The organism is Krasilnikoviella flava (genome assembly GCF_900167525.1).
In the GTDB taxonomy this organism is placed as follows: Bacteria; Actinomycetota; Actinomycetes; order Actinomycetales; family Cellulomonadaceae; genus Isoptericola; species Isoptericola flavus.
In genome coordinates, this window is sequence record NZ_FUZQ01000001.1 from 246,468 (window position 1) to 263,602 (window position 17,135).

At 72.7% G+C, this 17,135-nt stretch carries 9 protein-coding genes; 2 read left to right on the plus strand and 7 right to left on the minus strand.

The features are described from left to right. Positions 1-179: 179 nt before the first annotated feature. The gene (locus B5Y66_RS01015) at positions 180-1,691 is read right to left on the minus strand and encodes a S8 family peptidase (RefSeq protein WP_079569818.1); all 1,512 of its coding nucleotides are present in this window, start codon (positions 1,689-1,691) and stop codon (positions 180-182) included. 89 nt (positions 1,692-1,780) lie between these two features. Beyond that, positions 1,781-3,883, minus strand: coding sequence for an acyltransferase family protein (locus B5Y66_RS01020; protein ID WP_079569820.1), 2,103 nt, complete (start codon positions 3,881-3,883; stop codon positions 1,781-1,783). Between the two features lie 162 nt (positions 3,884-4,045). On the opposite strand from B5Y66_RS01020, the gene B5Y66_RS01025 reads away from it, so the two are divergent. Continuing rightward, positions 4,046-4,882 carry a class I SAM-dependent methyltransferase gene (locus B5Y66_RS01025; RefSeq protein ID WP_176168744.1) on the plus strand — a complete coding sequence of 279 codons (837 nt, stop codon included), beginning with the start codon at positions 4,046-4,048 and terminating at the stop codon, positions 4,880-4,882. Here the strand turns inward: B5Y66_RS01025 and B5Y66_RS01030 are convergent. Together B5Y66_RS01030 and B5Y66_RS01035 are read right to left on the minus strand one after the other, a co-directional pair. Then, positions 4,857-6,539 carry a glycosyltransferase family 61 protein gene (locus B5Y66_RS01030; protein WP_079569823.1) on the minus strand — a complete coding sequence of 561 codons (1,683 nt, stop codon included), beginning with the start codon at positions 6,537-6,539 and terminating at the stop codon, positions 4,857-4,859. The two genes, B5Y66_RS01025 and B5Y66_RS01030, sit on opposite strands and share 26 nt — an antisense overlap. A gap of 145 nt (positions 6,540-6,684) precedes the next feature. After that, positions 6,685-7,980 (minus strand): hypothetical protein, encoded by a 1,296-nt coding sequence (locus B5Y66_RS01035; RefSeq protein WP_176168745.1) that lies wholly within the window; start codon positions 7,978-7,980, stop codon positions 6,685-6,687. A gap of 160 nt (positions 7,981-8,140) precedes the next feature. On the opposite strand from B5Y66_RS01035, the gene B5Y66_RS01040 reads away from it, so the two are divergent. Then, positions 8,141-10,237: an acyltransferase family protein gene (locus tag B5Y66_RS01040; RefSeq protein ID WP_176168746.1), complete on the plus strand. Its 2,097-nt coding sequence runs from the start codon at positions 8,141-8,143 to the stop codon at positions 10,235-10,237. Between the two features lie 109 nt (positions 10,238-10,346). Here the strand turns inward: B5Y66_RS01040 and B5Y66_RS01045 are convergent, their stop codons facing one another. The 3 genes from B5Y66_RS01045 to B5Y66_RS01055 all read right to left on the minus strand — a co-directional run bounded on the left by B5Y66_RS01045 (position 10,347) and on the right by B5Y66_RS01055 (position 17,129). After that, on the minus strand, positions 10,347-12,728 hold the full coding sequence (locus tag B5Y66_RS01045; protein WP_079569831.1) for a polysaccharide pyruvyl transferase family protein: 2,382 nt from the start codon (positions 12,726-12,728) through the stop codon (positions 10,347-10,349). A gap of 29 nt (positions 12,729-12,757) precedes the next feature. Further along, positions 12,758-16,252, minus strand: coding sequence for a bifunctional glycosyltransferase/CDP-glycerol:glycerophosphate glycerophosphotransferase (locus B5Y66_RS01050; RefSeq protein ID WP_079569833.1), 3,495 nt, complete (start codon positions 16,250-16,252; stop codon positions 12,758-12,760). 160 nt (positions 16,253-16,412) lie between these two features. Continuing rightward, positions 16,413-17,129: a sulfotransferase family 2 domain-containing protein gene (locus B5Y66_RS01055; protein WP_079569836.1), complete on the minus strand. Its 717-nt coding sequence runs from the start codon at positions 17,127-17,129 to the stop codon at positions 16,413-16,415. Between the last annotated feature and the right edge of the window lie 6 nt (positions 17,130-17,135).

Genomic DNA, 17,135 nt, shown 5'->3' on the forward strand with positions numbered 1-17,135 from the left:
TCCGGTGCTTCAGGTCCGCAGTGCCAGGCTGGAGAGCGGCGCAGCGGGACGTCCAGATTGTGCATTATTCCGATCAGGCTACAGGGTTTTCACGGTCGGAAGCCGCCGGGACCCGGCACGGGCGACGGCCCGCCGGAGGAGGACTCCGACGGGCCGTCGCGATCAGCCGTGCGGGACGGTCAGCCGAGCGTCACCGCGTCGAGCGCGTCGACCATGCCGTCACCGAAGAACGAGTTCTCCTCCGGCGTCCCGACGCATGTCGGCCCGACGGGCGTGGTGCCGCAGGGCCGGTCGTCGGCCTGGTCGCGCACCGCCTGCTCGAGCTGCGCGGGCGTCCAGTCGGGGTGCGCGGACACCATGAGCGCCAGCACTCCCGCGACGTGCGGCGACGCCATCGACGTGCCGCTCTTGGTGTCCCACGTGCCGTTCAGCTCGGTCGAGACGATGGCGCTGCCCGGGGCAGCCACGTCGATCTTGCCGAGGCCGCGGTTGGAGAACGAGCTGAGCGCGCCCGTGCTCGTCACCGACGACACCGTCACCACACCGTCCGCCTCCGTCGGGATGTCCTCGCAGCCGGAGTTGATGGTGCGGTCCACGGCCGTGGAGTCGTTCGGGCTCGACGTGTCCTGCGTGTTGTTCGCCAGGTCGGTGGACGCGTTGCCGGCCGCGGCCGCGTGCACCGCTCCCCGGTCGGTGGAGAAGTCGATCGCGCGGCGCACGGCCTCCTTCACGGCCGCCTGGTCGGGCTGGTCGGCGCACCAGTACATGAACGGGTCGATGTAGTACGAGTTGTTGGTGACGTCCACGCCGTGCAGGCCCGCCCACACGAAGCCGCAGACGGCGTACTCCGGGTAGATGAAGCCGTCGTCGTTGACGACCTTCACCGACGCCATCTTCACGCCCGGCGCGACGCCGACGATGCCGAGGCCGTTGTCGGCGGCGGCGATGGTGCCGGCCACGTGGGTGCCGTGGTCGGACGTCGTGGGCAGCCAGCCGGTGGCCGACGTGTCGGGCCGGCCCGCCGCCGTGCAGTTCACCGACGCGTCGGTGTCGACCTGCGTGGCGAGGTCGGGGTGGGTGACGTCGATGCCGGAGTCGAGCACCCCGACCAGCACGTCCGGCGAGCCCGGGTCGATCTCGATCGCCTGGTCGGCCTTGATCATCGCCATGTCCCACTGGGTGGCCTCGCCGGGATCCGGGACGGCCGCCGTGCCGGCGTCGTCCTCGACGCCCGCACCGGGCTTCTTGGTGACCTTCGGCGTGAAGGGGCCGCCCTTGGCCCCGGGCACGTCGGCCGCGGCGGCCGGCGTGCCCTCGCTCACCGGGACGGTGCGGGTGACCCCGACCGACTCGACCGCGTGCCCCTTCGCGAGGCGGACGACGTCGGGCCGGAAGTCCTCGCGCGCGGAGTGCGCGACGACGACGCCGATCTCGGGCCACGACTGCACGACGACCCCGCCCGCCGCCTCGACCGCCCGCGCGGCGAGGCGGGTCTGGCCGGGGTTGGCGTGCTTGGCGTTGACGACGTAGGAGAAGGTCTGACCGTCCGGGGTGGCGACCGGGACCGGGGTGGAGGGCGGCTCGGCCGCGGTGTCGCCGGCGACGGCGGCGCTGCCGGCGCCCGCGATCAGGAGAGCCGTGGCGGCGCCGACGGCGACCAGACGCGCGCGATGGGTGGTGCGCATGCTCATGGTGACCCCTTCGTGAGGTGCGGCCGCCGGAAGCGGCCGTCAAGGGTGACAGTAGAGCGCGAACCTCGTGAATGTGAGGTGAAGCACACTCAGCCGGGGCGCGTGCCGAGCGCCGCCCGGACGCCCTCCGTCACCTCGGGGGTGAGCGTGCGCGCGAACGTCGCGGTGAGGTGGCCGTGGTCGAAGTACGCGACGACGCCGCCGATCACCGGGTGGCAGACCTCCTCGTCGCACATGAGGTCGGTGACCTCGCGCGCGGTCACCAGCCCGGAGGAGTCGGCGCGGGCGGCGGCGGCCAGCGGGTCCGGCTCGAGCGCCTGCGACGGCGGGGCGCCGCAGTCGTCCCAGGCGACCGGGCCGGTGGCGAGGCAGTCCGGCACGCTGTCCGGCATCGCGGGGGTGTCGCGCAGCACGAGCACGGGAAGGCCCGCGTCGGTGAACGTCGCCAGCGTGTCCGCGTACGCGTCCTGCGCGACGTCGGCCTGCTGGTCCTCCGGGACGTCCGCCAGGAGCTGGTTGGTCCGGGCCGACACGACCACGAGGTCGTACCCGCCGCCGGTGATCGAGTCGGTCGCCCAGCGGGTGGTGTCGAGGCAGCCCTGGGCGTCGGCGGCGGCCTCGTACTCCAGGAGCCGCTCGACCGGGTAGCACGACGACTGCAGGTACGTGTCGACCTGCCAGTCCCCGGCGACCTCCCCCGCCTCCAGCGCCGGCGTCCAGTGCCCGGCGTGCGAGTTGCCCAGCACGGCGATCCGCAGCGGCGCGTCGTCGGAGCCGTAGGAGCAGGAGTTCCGGGTCGTGAACGGCGGGTCGTTCCAGCAACCGTCGGCGTACACGTCGGGCTCGTCCTGCGCGGCCGCCTCCGGCGGGGTGAGCAGGCCCCGGACGTCGCAGGACGGGTCGCGCACCGCGCCGGCGCCCGCGCACTCCCCCGCCGCGGCGACGTTCGCCGGCGCGGCGGCGATGGCCTCGCGCTCGCGGGCCTCCGCCGTCGACGCCGTGGACAGGCCCCAGACCGCGGTGACCCCGACGCACACCGCGAGCAGGCCGAACGTCGCGGCCCGGCGTCGCACCAGCAGCGGCTGGCGACGCAGCGGGTCCTCCACCCAGCGCTTGGTCGCGGCGGCCAGCAGCAGGGACGCCAGCACGACGCCGACCAGCTCGGCCGCGCCCAGCGCGCGCCCGAGCACGTACGGCACCACGACGATCAGCGGCCAGTGCCAGAGGTAGACGCTGTACGAGACGTCGCCCAGCCACTGCACCGGGCGCAGCGCGAGCAGCCCGCCGGGGCCGCCGCGGGCGCCGTCGGCCGCCGCCGCGATCACCAGCGCCGCACCCACCGTGGGCAGCGCTGCCGCGACCCCGGGGAACGGCGTCGACCCGTCGAGGAGGACCACCGCGGCCAGCACGGCCGCGAGCCCGGCCCACGCCAGGGTCGCCCGCACGGGCGCGGACAGCCGCCAGGGGCGGACCGTCACGGCCGCCGCGACGAGCCCGCCGAGCGCGAGCTCCCACAGCCGCGTCGTCGTGACGAAGTACGCCGCGGCCGGGTTCGTCGCCGTCAGGTGCACGGACCACGCGAGGGACACGACGACGACCAGCCCCACCACCGCCGTCGGCAGCCACGTCGAGAACCCCGTGCCGCGCCGGCGCAGGCGCACCGCGAGCCATACCGTCAGCCCGACCAGCACCGGCCACACCACGTAGAACTGTTCCTCGACCGACAGCGACCAGTAGTGCTGGACCGGCGACGCCAGCTCCTCGGCGGCGAGGTAGTCCGTCGCCGACCGGGCCAGCGACCAGTTCTCCACGTACAGGGCTGCGGCGGCGACGTCCCGTGCCACCCGGGCGTGCACGGTCGTCGGGAGCCACAGCAGCGTCGCCGCGAGCGTGGCGAGCAGCACCACCGTCGCCGCGGGGATCAGCCGGCGCACCCGGCGGGCCCAGAACTCCAGCAGGTCGCGCACCCCGCGCACCGGACGGCGCAGCAGGTGGGAGGTGATGAGGAAGCCGGAGATGACGAAGAAGACATCGACGCCCACGTACCCGCCCGTGACCGTGCCCGGCAGCAGGTGGTAGACGAGCACCGCGCTCACCGCCAGCGCACGCAGCCCCTGGACGTCCGTGCGGACGTGCGTGGGCGCGGCCGCCGGGGCGGTCACGCGCTCGGGGGCGCCGACGGGTGCGGACAACGGAGGGCTCCTTCAGAGGGGTGCGGGGCCGGCTCGGAGGATATCCCGGCGGGCCCCGACCCTCCCAAGGCGGGCCCCCGCTCCCGCAGAAAGGGTCGCCAAGATCGCCGCGGTCGCGCGGCGGCCTTCCGCTGTGCCGCCAACCTCGCGATGATGTGCCCCATGTCACAGAAGGCGCGCACCCCGCAGACCCGCCTCAGCAGGCACGCGCTGCTGACCGGCCTCCACCGCCGGCTCCGGCCCCGCACCTACCTGGAGGTGGGCGTGGCCGACGGCTCGAGCCTGCGCCTCTCGTCGGTGCCGAGCGTCGGCATCGACCCCGCCTACGCGATCCGGAAGGAGCTCAGCGCGCCGGTCCGGCTCGCGCGGACCACCGGCGACGAGTACTTCGCCACGACCGACCCGAAGGAGTGGCTCGGCGGCCCGGTCGAGCTGGCGTTCATCGACGGCATGCACCTGTTCGAGTACGCGCTGCGCGACTTCATCAACGTCGAGAAGCACTGCCGGTGGTCGAGCGTCGTCGTCCTCGACGACATGCTGCCGCGGAACGTCGACGAGGCGGCACGGGAGCGGCACACGAGCGCGTGGACCGGTGACGTGTTCCGTGTCGCCGACGTGCTGCGCGCCTACCGCCCCGACCTCACCGTGCTGCCGGTCGACACCAGCCCGACGGGGGTCGTGGTCGTCCTCGGCCTGGACCCGACGAGCACCGTGCTCAGCGACAGCTACGACCAGATCCTCGAGGCGTACGTGCACGACGACCCGCAGCCGGTGCCGCAGTCGGTGATCGACCGGACGGACGCGTGGGACGGCACGCGGCTCCTGAACCGTCCCGTGTGGGGCCTGCTGCACCGCGGCGACCGCCTGTGGCGGCGGCGCGACCGTGGCCTGGCCGAGATCCGCCAGGCGCTGGAGGACCCGAAGACCTACCGCCGTCGTCGTCGGGCGGCGCGGGAGTGGGCGCAGGAGCGGGTCAGAGCGATCTCACCAGCCCGCTGAGCTCGCTCCGGTGGCGGGAGAAGTCGAACGTCCAGTCGGACTTGTACGCCTCCTCCGCCCACCCGCCGGGCGGGTGCGGGATCCGGGGCTGGTTCCAGAAGTAGTGCATCCGCACACCGAGCGGCAGCGCGATCAGCGCCTCGTTGCGGGCCGTGTACGCCTCCTGCGTGAGCACGATCATGTGCTCGAGGTTCTCCGCGAACAGGGTGTTGAACATGGCCGAGCCCCCGAACCCTGCGACCGCCCGGGCACGGGCGAAGATCTCCGCCTGCCGCCCGAGCGAGAACTCCTCGGGATAGATCACCTGGAACCCGGCCTCGGCGAAATAGTCCTCCACCTCCACCCGGTTGAGGCAGCGACGGTTCCCGTACCGGTCCTTGCGCGAGACGAACACCCGGTCCCAGGTGGGCCCCGGGTCCGCGGGCAGGCCGTCGCGGATGCGGCGCCACACCGCGCGGATCTCCGGGTGCACGTAGTACGGGCGGGCGTTGTGGAACATGGGGGTCGCGGCGTACATCGACTCGAGGTACACCGGGTGGTCGACGGTCACGACGTCCTCCGGGCCGATGCCGAAGGCCGCGAGGACCGTGCGCTCGAGCCTGGGGTCGCGCTCGGCCGCGTACCGGAGCCGGAAGACCGCCTTGAGACCGGGGTCGTCCGCCTTCGCGGCGTCCCAGCCCCACAGCCGCGAGATCACCTCGGTCATGAGGTGCCCGTAGTGGCCCGAGTTCTCCGAGTCCAGCAGGTAGTAGGAGCCCGCCAGCTCCTCGACCGGCTGCACGTGCCGCGGGATCCGGGCGAAGTTCTCGTCCACCTGGACCAGCCGCCGGTTGCGGGAGTTGGACAGGTGGTGCCGGAACGAGTCGGGCAGGATCTCGTGCGCCGTATAGGTCAGCGAGTGGCTCACCAGGCCGATCCGGCCCTCGTAGTGCCGCAGGTGGTGCGGGGGGACGGCGACGGTCGTCTCCAGCCCTTGCAGCGGTCGTGACGCGCCGTGGGAGTCGATCGTGGTCGACGACGCGAACTTCTGCTCCGGGAGCAGCGCGAGCTCCTGCACCGTCGTCGTCCCGCCGTTCCGGGTGGACAGCAGGCGGTTCGCCCACCGGTCCGACAGCTTGAGGTAGTGGGTCCCGCTCTTGCGGACCACGATCTCCTCGCGGTCGAGACGCACCTGGGCCACGGCGCGGGACAGCTCGGCGAAGTCGTCGTCGTCGTCCGGCTCCCCGCGCGACAGCGCCCGCGCGAACCGGGCCAGCCTGGCCTCGAGCGGGTTCCCCTCCTTGTACCCCGTGAGCGCCGACCGCGGGATCACGTACTCACCACCCGGCAGGAGGTGGAAGAGCAGCTTCCGCAGCGTCGCCTCGTGCTCCTTCGGCCACCGCTGGCGGACGTCGACGATGCGGTCGACCGGGCCGTGGAGCTTGAGGTACCACTGCAGGTTCGACTCCTTGACGAACCTCAGGTACCGCTGGTGCGTCTCGTCGAGAGCCCACTCGTCGTACGGGGTGGGGGCGATGACGAAGAGGTCCTCGTCCCGGTACGGCTCGACGGCGGTGCGCAGCACGGCCGGTGGGACGTCGTCCGCGACGACGACGACCCGCCGTCGTGCCCCTTCCGTGCGGCGGTGCTGCTGCTCGTCCGACCTGCCAAGCGCCACGACAGTCTCCCCGTCCTCGTGCTCCGCGAAGTCCCCAGTATGGGTGTGCACGCCGCCGCCGTCACGCCCTGACGCCGTCGTGTGCGCAGGTCCGCGGGGTGAGGGGCCGGCCGCGCCGCCGCCCCCACCGGGTCGAGGCCGCCGACTACCCGCGGCGCTGCTCCGGACCCGTCCCGCGAGCGCGGCGCAACGGCGGCCCGACCTGCCGGGCCCGTCGCACTGCCGTGCGCGCGGTGCCACGCACGACCTTCCACGCCCGCGTCGCCGGACGCTGCTCGAGCCGCAGGATCTGCGCGTGCGCCTCCTCGAGCTGCGCCCGGAGCCGCTGCTCCTCCGGCGTGGCGGTGCCGTCGGGCGCGTCCCGCGCGGCCAGGTACGCGTCGATGGACCCGCTGAGGGCGTCGGCGAAGTCCTCCCGACCCTGCGCGTACGCGAAGTCCAGGTTCTCGCGGGCGAAGGCGAGGTCCGTCTCGCTGTGCACGCCGAGGGCCCGCACCGCGTCCGCGTCGACGCCTTCCGCGAACGTGGCGAAGGAGCCGAGCCGCCCCTCGAGCTCGAGGGCGATCTTGGTGCGCACGCACTTCTTGCACCGGTCGCAGTTGTAGTCGCCGGTCCGCTGGAAGCAGACCCGCAGGTGCTCCTGGGCCACCCGGTCGTGCGCGATGGCGCGCGTCTTCGCGACGCGGGTCGCGCCGGCGCCGTCGTGGTGGACCGTCAGGTACTCGGTCGACCACAGCGGGTCGACGAGCGGATGGCTGCCCCACGGGAAGAGGTCGGAGTAGGAGTAGGACGCCGGGAGGTAGAGGGTGCCGTGGGTGCCGGACAGCAGCAGCACGAAGCTGGTGATGGCCGCGCCGTGCGACATGCTCGACCACTTCAGGTGCGGGTTGAGGAACCGGCGGAGGTTGGTGGCCCCCTCGATCAGCTCCTTGCCCGCCGCCGCGGCGGACGCCTGGAGGTGCTCCGACGTGACCTTGCGGAACTCCCGGTGCGCCAGCGGGATGTCGAAGCCGTGCACGAAGAGCAGGCTGGAGATGGCGTCGGAGTTCTGGTGCAGCGTGTAGAAGGAGTCCACGCCGCCGGTGAAGGTCGACAGCGCCCGATCGGCCCGGCGCGGGGGCGTGGCCGCACGGGTGTCGACCTCGAGCCGCGCACGACCGAACGTCTCGGGGTACCACGCGGCGAAGACGTCCTGGATCGTCTCGCTCTGCGCGAGCAGCGCCGGCGAGACCGGCGCGTCGAGCACGAGCTCCCGGTCGGTGGCCATCGCGAGCATCAGGCCGATCGGGAGGACCGCGTCGGCCATCGCCTCCGGTGTCGGGGAGTGGGCGACCGGGAAGCGATATCGGAGGGTGCCCGCGGGGCGGATACCGGACAGCTCGGCGGTGACGACGGCATCGTCGCCGTCGCGCACCAGTTCGGGAGTGGTGATTCGAACCATCCCGGCACCGTACGGGCCCGGTGGCGCGTCCCCGAAATCCGGACGGCGAAGGTCACGGTCCGGGTCACCGTTAGCATGTCCCGTTGACTCCGCCTCCCATCGAAGGTTCACCCGTGGCCAAGATGCCCTCCCGCACGCCCGCAGCGACCGGACCCGCGCTGTGAGCAACGCCGTCGACGCTCCCGAGCGCGCCGCGGCCCCCGCCCGCCCCGCCACGGTCCTGCGCTACGAGGTGCAGGCGCTGCGCGCCCTGGCGGTGCTGCTCGTCGTGCTGTTCCACTTCTGGCCGGGCCGGATGCCCGGCGGCTACATCGGTGTGGACGTCTTCTTCGTCATCTCGGGGTTCCTCATCACCGGCCACCTGCTGCGCGAGGTCGACGCGACCGGCACCGTCGCCCTCGGCAGGTTCTGGGCGCGGCGCGCCCGCCGCCTCCTCCCGGTCGCGTACCTGGTGATCGCCGTCTCGGTCGTCGCGACGCTCCTGCTCGTCCCCATGACGCAGTGGCACCAGTGGTTCCGCGAGGCGATCGGCGCCACCCTGTACGTCGAGAACTGGGTGCTGGCGGCCGACTCGGTCGACTATCTTGCCGCCGAGAACGCGCCGTCGCCGGTCCAGCACTACTGGTCCCTCTCGGCCGAGGAGCAGTTCTACCTCGTGTGGCCGCTGCTCGTGCTGGCCTCCGCCGTGCTCGCGGCCCGCGCCGGCCGGTCGCGCCGCGGCGTCACGGGCGCCGTGCTCGCCGTCGCGACGCTCGCCTCGTTCGGGTACTCCCTGTGGCTCACCACCACCAACCCGGCGTCCGCCTACTTCGTCACGACGACGCGCGCCTGGCAGTTCGGCGCCGGCGCCCTGCTGGCCGTGGTGCTCGCGCGGACGGTCGTCCCCCGTCTCGACGGTCGCTGGCGGGTGCTCGTGAGCTGGGCGGGCCTCGTGGCGATCGCCGCGGGCGGTCTAGCCTACGACGCGCAGACGCCGTTCCCTGGCACCGCCGCCATCCTGCCGGTGGTGGCCACGCTCGCCGTGATCTGGGCGGGCACGCCCGCGGGGGCGCTCAGCCCCACGCCGCTCATGCGCTGGCGACCGGTCCAGTACGCGGGCGAGATCTCCTACTCGCTGTACCTGTGGCACTGGCCCGCGATCGTCATCCTCCCCTACGTCATCGGGCACAACCCCGGCCTCGTCGAGCGCGCCGGCCTGCTCGTCGCGGTCGTGCTGCTCTCGGCCGTCAGCAAGCGCTACGTCGAGGACACGTTCCGGTTCTCGACCCGCTGGGGGCTGCAGCGGACCGGGCGCGCGCTGGGCCTCACCGCGGCGGGCGCCGCCGTGCTCGCCCTGGTCGCGGGCGGCGGCCTCGCCGTCGCCGACCACCGCACCGCGCAGCAGGAGGCGCTCGCCGCCCGCCTTGTCGCCGACATGCCGCCCTGCTTCGGCGCCGGGTCGATGGACCCGGAGAAGCCCTGCGACAACCCCGACCTCGACGGCATGCTCGTGCCCGCCCCGGAGGCGGTCGGCGGCGACTACGCCGACTACCCGGACTGCTGGGTCGAGGGGTTCGAGGACACCCTCAAGGAGTGCTCGTTCGGGCCCGTGGACGACCCCGACGTCCCGCACGTCGTCCTCATCGGCGACTCGCACGCGCGCGCCATGCTGCCGGCCTTCATCGCGATGGCCGAGCAGGGCACCATCAGCCTGACGCCGCAGCTCAAGGCCACGTGCGCATGGACCACCGGCACCATCAACTACGACGACCCGCAGCGCTCCGAGACGTGCGAGACGTGGAAGGACCAGCTCGACCCCTGGCTGGTGGAGCACGCCGACGACATCGACCTCGTCGTCACCACCGCCTACCTCAAGATGCTCTCCGGCGACGCCGACCAGCAGCGCCGGGAGATGGCGGCCGCCTGGAAGCCCCTGGCCGACCGCGACGTGCCGATCGTGGCGCTGTCGGACAACCCGTGGCATCCCACCGGTCCCTCCCGGTGCCTCGAGGAGCTCGACGTGATCGAGCCCGACTCCTGCGACACGACGCGGGAGAAGGCGTTCCCCTTCCCGAACACGTTCGCCGCCACGGCGAAGGACGTGCCCGGCGCGGACTACGTGGACCTCACCGACTACTACTGCGACGACACGACCTGCCCGTCCGTCATCGGCGGCGTGAACGTCTACCGCGACAACAGCCACCTCACGACGACGTACACCAAGACGATGGCGCCGTACGTGCTCCGCGAGCTGCGCGAGGCCGACGCCCTGCCCTGACGGACGCCGAGAACGGCATCGCCACCTCACGACGCAGGACGCCGACGGGGGACGACCTTGCGGTCGTCCCCCGTCGGCGTCAGGTCTCCCTGGTCGGTCGCGCAGCCGGTCAGTCGCGCAGCGCCCAGGGCCAGTCGTAGAACGGGTCCGGCGTGGACCAGGTCTCGCCGTAGCGCTCGGCGAGGAACGCCTCCGGCTGCGCCGGCGCCAGCATCTCCTCGCCGAGGAACGTGATCGTCGACGACGGCAGCACCACGGAGGTGGGGATCGCGCGCAGCTTCATCTTCTCCATGTGCAGCTGCGTGCTGTCCCCGTCCACCAGCAGCGGGAAGACGTCGATGTGGAGACCGGTCGCCGGGTCGGTGAGGTGGAAGTTGGTGTAGCTGTTCGGGCGCGACACCTTCCATCCGAGCTCACGGAGCCGGGTGTGCAGGCCGCCGAGGATCTCGTCGGCCTCCTCCCGGGTCGCGGCCTGCAGCGGGATCAGCATGTCGATGTCGTCGTCGTGCGCCAGGAAGTCGCCCTCGCGCACGGCGCCCAGCAGGGTCCCGTAGGCGAGCATCGCCGGGTAGCCGCACTCGTCGAGCACGCCGGCGGCCTTGCGCATCAGCGCGACGTGGTCGTCGGAGCGCTTGCGCAGCCCGCCGACGTCGGTGAGCCCGTGCCGGGTCACCACCGCCGGGGGTGTGCCGAGCACCTCGCCCGCCCGATCGACCTCCGACTGCAGCCGCCGCAGCGCCTCGTGGGAGTCGAGCACCAGGTGGAACGACCGCATCGACGTCTTGGTCGCGGGGACCCGGACCCGCTCCGCCACCAGCAGGTGGGCGAGCAGCGTCCACTCGTCGTCGGTCAGGATCTCGTCCGCGGCCAGCCGGTGCGTGCGGACGAGCGCCGCCAGCAGCCGCTGCTCCTCGCGGTCCGGGGTGAGCAGACCTTCGCCCGCGCGGCGCGCGAGCTCCGCGAGGACCTCCGTCCGCGCGGCGGCGGCGGACTCCGCCGACGCGAGCACGGACGCGTCCAGCTTTCGGCCGGTCAGCCGGGCGAGGAGCTCGAGGGTCTCCGTGACGACGCGGTCGGAGTCCACCGAGCGCACCGTGGAGAACTGCCCGTCAGGACCGGCGACGGCCACCGACAGGTGGCGCGCCCGGGAGCCCCAACCGTCGAGCCGGTTGAAGACCCGGACCTCGTCCGCGCCGACCGGCGTGTCGAACGAGACGGTCCACCAGGCGCCCGACTCCTTCCGCGACCGGATCCCACCCAGGACGAACGGGCTGCGACGGTTGCCCGGACGCCTGGCGTCCGAGCTCTGGTCGACCGTCGTCTTCCCGTCGTCGACGGTCACCCGTCGACCCGCCTGATAGAGCTCCAGGCCCCGCAGGTCGAGCTCCCCCGCGATCTTCGGCAGGAAGAGGCGGATCTGCGACACCGGGCCCTCCATCCGCACCGGGAGGTAGTTCACGGCATTCCCGGCGAAGAATCCCAACGACGGCAGCAGCACGCTGCGGCCGGGCTGCTTGTCCGGGCGCGTGCTGGGCTCGCGGGCGGGCAGGGCCGCCGCCGGCGCGGGCCGCGCTCCCTTCTTGCGGCGCAGGAAGGGGGAGGAGTCGAGCAACGGCCGGTAGTCGTACGTGATCGCCTCGTCGTCGAACGTCAGCGAGTCGCGCAGGCGCTCCTGCGTCACCGGCCCGGCGGCGAGGTCGAGTGCCTGCGGGTTCCGGAACTTGTCGACCGACGCGAAGTAGTCGTAGAACTTGTAGACGCCGCCGCGCGGCGAGTCGGAGGCCAGCCACGCGTTGGGGATGCCGTAGGCGTCCGCGACGATGAGCCCGTGCAGCGACGAGGTGACGATCCGCTTGCACGAGAGCAGCTCCCGGATCACCGCCTCCACGTCGCTGCGGGCGAAGTCGATCATCTTCACTCCCGGGCCGAACGTGGCCTGCGCCCAGCGCCGCTCGCTCCAGCGCACGACGACGCCGTACTCGTGCGTGACCGGCACCTCGGGCATGTAGTACAGCGGCAGCAGCAGCGCCGGGTCGCCGTAGATCTCGGGTGCGCGGATACCGAAGCCCCGCGAGGCGCCCAGCTTGGCGCGCGTCAGCGGGCCGCGGACGGCGGCGTAGTGCGCCTTGGGGGAGACCTCGTCCTTGCCCTCGGTGCCGTAGGTGCCGCTGCCCCACACGATCGACTTGGCCGTCGCCTGGTTGATGATCGAGCCGATCACCACGTAGTGCGGCTTCTTGCGGTCCGCCACGACGACCTCACGGCCCGTCATCTGCTCCACGAGCCACGGCGACAGGAGGTCGCCGAAGTTCGGCCGGTACGTGAAGTAGTTGAGCGGGACCTTGCCGTCCACCTCGATGAGCGACGCCACCTCGTAGTCGTCGAGGAGGTGGCGGAACCGCCGCATCCCGAAGCGGTCCGGGAGGCGACGCCCGAGGCGGGTCCGCGCTTCGCGCGCGAGCCGGCCCCGGGCAGAACGGTAGATCGACATGGTGGGTGCTCCGGTGCTGGTGGGGGCGGTCAGGAGGTCAGGCCGGCGGCGTCGATCACGCGCGCCGACGCGGCGCCGTCGTCCTGCGGTGCGAACTCGGCGACGAACCTATCGTGCGCGGTGCCCCACGCGGACCAGTGGTCCGCCCCGAGCGCGGTCACCAGCTCGGACGTGTCCGCGCACAGCGGGCCGGGCGCCACGTCGACCAGGTCGCGGTAGAAACCACGCGTCGTCGACCCGTAGAGCTCGAGGTCGGGCACGAGCAGGTAGATCGGGCGCCGCAGCACACCGTAGTCGAACATGATCGACGAGTAGTCGGTGATCAGACCGTCCGACGCGAGCATCAGCTCGTTCACGTCCGGGTGGTGCGTCACGTCGAGGACGCCGTCGGGCAGGTCGCTCGACGACGAGGCCGTGTTGGCGTGGCCGCGGTACAGCACGACCGTGCGCGGCCCGGCCGCGCGGGCCAGCTCGTCGAAGTCGAGGAACGCCACCCGGCCGTACCGGGCACCCTCCTTGATGTTGTCCCGCCACGTCGGCGCGTACAGCAGCACCCGGACGTCGTCGCCGAGCCCGAGCCGCTCGCGCACCGCTGCACGGGTCGCCTCGGCCGTGCCGTCCACGAGCGAGTCGTTGCGCGGGTAGCCCTCGACGAGCACCTTGCCGTCGTAGCCGAAGGCGCCCGGGAAGATCTCCGCGGAGTACTCGTTCTGCGCCAGCAGGACGTCCCAGGACTGCGCCTCGCGCTGCATGAGGCGGCGGTAGGTGATGGTGAGGTTCGCGCTCGGGACGTCGTTCCCGATCCGCTTGAGCGGCGTGCCGTGCCACGTCTGCAGGTACGTCTGGTGCTGACCCTTGCGGAAGTACCACGGCCAGTTGTTGTTGTTCACGAGCAGCGTGGCGCGCTCGAGCAGGTCGTACCAGGCGGTCGAGAAGCGCAGCACCGGGGTGGCCCACTCCGGCACCGGGGTCGACAGGCACGCGACAGACCAGTACTGCGGCCGCCCGTCGCCGCGGCGGTGCAGCTCCCGGCTCAGCGCCAACGGGGAGTCCCCCACCGACCGGCCGCCGAACGACTCGAGCAGCACCGCGTCCAGCGGCTCCTGCTCGCCGCGGTGATACCGCTGCTGCAGGCGGTGCTGAGCCCGGCGGCTCCGCTCCGTGTCGTCGAGGAACGTCCGCAGGCGCAGGCTCACCGAGCCCGCCTTGGGCGTGGCCGAGACGGTCGCCGAGACCGCGGAGTTCGTGAGGTCGTGCGGCAGGGAGCGCACCAGACCCGACGCCGCGCGGGGCCGCACGGCGACGTCGCCGGCCACCAGCGTGACGACGAAGTTCACCGTCTTGGACAGGGTGTTGCCGAGCGCGTCGGCCACGGGGACGACGACGTCGAACCCGCCGTCCACGTCCAGGTCGAGCGGCACCGCGCTGCCGTCGGCGACGTCGTGCGCGAGGGCGAGGCTCAGCGGCACCCCGCGCAGCGAGGAGGAGACGGCGGCCCAGCCCCGCACCCGCAGCCCGCCGTGGCCGAGCGCCAGCTCCTCGACCTCGCCCAGCAGCGGACCGGTCTGGGCGTTCACGTTCCCGAACCGGGTGGCACCGACCAGAGCCCCGGACCGGGTGGGCGGGTCCAGGGTCCGGCTGGGCGTCACCCAGGAGAACCGCTGCTCGCGCCCGCCGGCGGCAGGCCGGGCCGCGAACGCCCAGCTCCGGGCGCGCTCGTCCTGCGCCGGCTCGGGCAGCGTGAACGCGACGATCTCGCGCCCGTCCTCCTGCCGCCGCACCCCGGGCACCGACACCGTCCCCGCCCGCGCGACGCAGCCCCGGACCGCGGGCATGCTCCCGGCGAGGACGAGGTCCACCCGGCGCCCGTCCACCCGCACGTCTGCGACCGGCACCCGGGCGGACGTCATGCACCGCAGCTCCAGCACGTCGGAACCCGAGGGCTGGTCGACGTACCAGCGCCCGGTGGCGTCGAGCGTGCCGAACTTCGGCAGGCGCCCGAGGCCGCGCGGGTCGGGCAGCGCCAGGGGCGCGGTGCGCTCGACCCCGGCCACCCGCACGCCGATCTCGAACCGGTACGGCGGCGACACGAGCTCGCCCAGGTCGAAACGAGCGCGGTATCCGGAGGCCGCGTGGTCGTTCCACGGGTCCACCGCGCGCATGTCGATCGTCTGGTCGGCGAAGCGCTCGACCCGGCCCGCGACACGGTGCCCGAGGTCCGAGACCGCCTCCACGGCGATCTCGCTCTCCATGCCGTCGAGGTCGACGAAGGCGAGGTACGCGCTCCCCTCGACCGTGACGCTGCTGTCCTCGAGCACGACGTCCGCCACGCGGGACACGACCTCGACGTCGGCCTCGAGGTCGTCCACCACGCCGTCGGGCGCCAGCTCGAGGCCCGCGAGGTAGTCCGACCCGATGCCCACCCGGCCGTCGCGGACGACGCCGTGCACCTTCCAGGTCAGCGACTCGCGCCGGGCGACGAGCTCCACGACGTCGTCGCGCAGGCCGTGGAACGTCGCCGCGGCCAGCAGACGGTCCGCGACCGGGACCTCCGCCAGGCGCTCGTACCCGGCCATGTCGACGAAGCCACGGATCTCCCGCTGCAGGAAGCTCCAGTACTCGTCGTCCGTGCGTGGCACCTGCTCGTAGTACGGCCGCATGTCGAAGCCGACGACCTTGGCCTCCCACGCCTGTCGCACGGGCCCCGGGGCGTCGCGCATCACCTCGTGCAGCTCGTCGAGCATCCGCCAGCGGCCGGTGAGGTCGCGCATCGTCGACTTCTGCTGGGTGATCGACGACTCGTCGTCGCGGATCCGCCAGTGGCAGACCACGTCCTCCAGCACGTCGAACCGGCCGTGCAGGTACGCCTTGGCGGACGGCACCTGGTCCTCGTACAGCCCCTCCGGGAACCCACCGACGACCCGGCGGAAGTAGTCCGTCCGGAACAGCTTGGTCCACGCGAAGACGTTCTTGAGCACCTCGGGCTCGTCGGCGATGGTCACGCCGGTCCGGGTGCGGTCGTGCAGCTTCCGCGCCCACGGCGGCATGTGCTTGCCCGCCGAGGTGTCCCGCACCAGCGACCCGACCGCGAAGTCGGACCCGCTGCGGGTCAGCGACGTCAGCATCGCCTCCACCGCGTTCGGCGGCACGGTGTCGTCCGAGTCGACGAAGCACAGCATCGCGCCGCGCGCGTGCCGCACCCCGGTGTTGCGCGCCGCGCCCAGGCCGGCATTCTCCTGCCGCACCACCCGCACGCGCCGGTCGCGCGCGGCGATCGCGTTCACGACGTCGATCGACCGGTCCGGGGACCCGTCGTCGACGACCACGACCTCGAGACGGCGGTGCGTCTGCGCGAGGATCGACTCCAGGCACTCCCCCACATACCGCTCGACGTTGTACACCGGCACGACGACGGACACGAGGGTCCGCCGGCCCGGTCGCCGCAGCTCCGCGACGCGCGCGCGCCAGGGCACCGGAAGGCGACGGTAGGTGGACCGCAGGAGGTTCGTCAGCACGGTAGACATCAACTCGCGTTCGGGCACGGAAGGACGGTTTCGCGGGGCGGGGACCCTGCCGCGGGCGGCAGAGCATCAGCCAACTCTAAGGGTCCGCCGGGCACGGTACCGCCTCGCACGCCACGCACCCGTCCCGTGCCCAGGACCGCCGGACACCGGCCGGCCGGCGTCAGAGCCGTTCGGCGAGACCGGCCAGGTCCCGCGACGCCCGCGACACCACCCGGGCCGCGAGGCTCCGGTGCGGCGGCGGCGGCAGCGGGATGTCCTTGTACCCGAACCGGCGGAAGTCGTCCGCGTAGACCTCCTCGAGCCGAGCCCGGAGCGTCGCCGACACCTCGACGTCCCGGCTGGAGATGCCACGCGTGCGCTCGCTGGTGCGTGACCGCACCACTTCCGTGGGCAGGCCCAGGTCGTGCCGCTCGTTGAGGTCGGACAGCGCCGCGTCGAGGCCGTCCTCGAGCCGGTAGACATGCGCCTGCTTCACGAGGAACTCCACCTGCGGCCGCATGTGGTTGTCGTGCAGGTACGGGTTCCGCGCGAGCTTCTCGAGCTCCGCGAGCCCCCATGCCTCCACCGCCTCGGCACTGGTCGACAGCTCCTGCTTGTGCCGCATCACGTACTCCGAGCGGAACCGCGCGACCGGGTCGCGGACCACCGCGAAGACCGCGTCGAACCGGCGCAGGCGGAACGTCTCGCGCAGCAGCTCGCCGTGCATGTGCTGCGGCGTGCAGCGGCGCAGGTAGTTCGGGTCGCCCTTGCTCATGCGGCCGTCGTGGTACGACATCTCCCAGCCGGCGGCGACGAAGTGCTTCTCGATCGCCGAGCCGCCGGTCTTGGGGACGTGGATGAACAGGACGTTGCGGTCGCCCCGGGTGAGGACTGGCATGGTGCT

Coding starts and splice junctions, on each gene's coding strand:
- B5Y66_RS01035 (WP_176168745.1), bottom strand. CDS start 7,980: ATGGTTCGAATCACCACTCCCGAACTGGTGCGCGACGGCGACGATGCC.
- B5Y66_RS01045 (WP_079569831.1), bottom strand. CDS start 12,728: ATGTCGATCTACCGTTCTGCCCGGGGCCGGCTCGCGCGCGAAGCGCGG.
- B5Y66_RS01050 (WP_079569833.1), bottom strand. CDS start 16,252: ATGTCTACCGTGCTGACGAACCTCCTGCGGTCCACCTACCGTCGCCTT.
- B5Y66_RS01055 (WP_079569836.1), bottom strand. CDS start 17,129: ATGCCAGTCCTCACCCGGGGCGACCGCAACGTCCTGTTCATCCACGTC.
- B5Y66_RS01025 (WP_176168744.1), top strand. CDS start 4,046: ATGTCACAGAAGGCGCGCACCCCGCAGACCCGCCTCAGCAGGCACGCG.
- B5Y66_RS01015 (WP_079569818.1), bottom strand. CDS start 1,691: ATGAGCATGCGCACCACCCATCGCGCGCGTCTGGTCGCCGTCGGCGCC.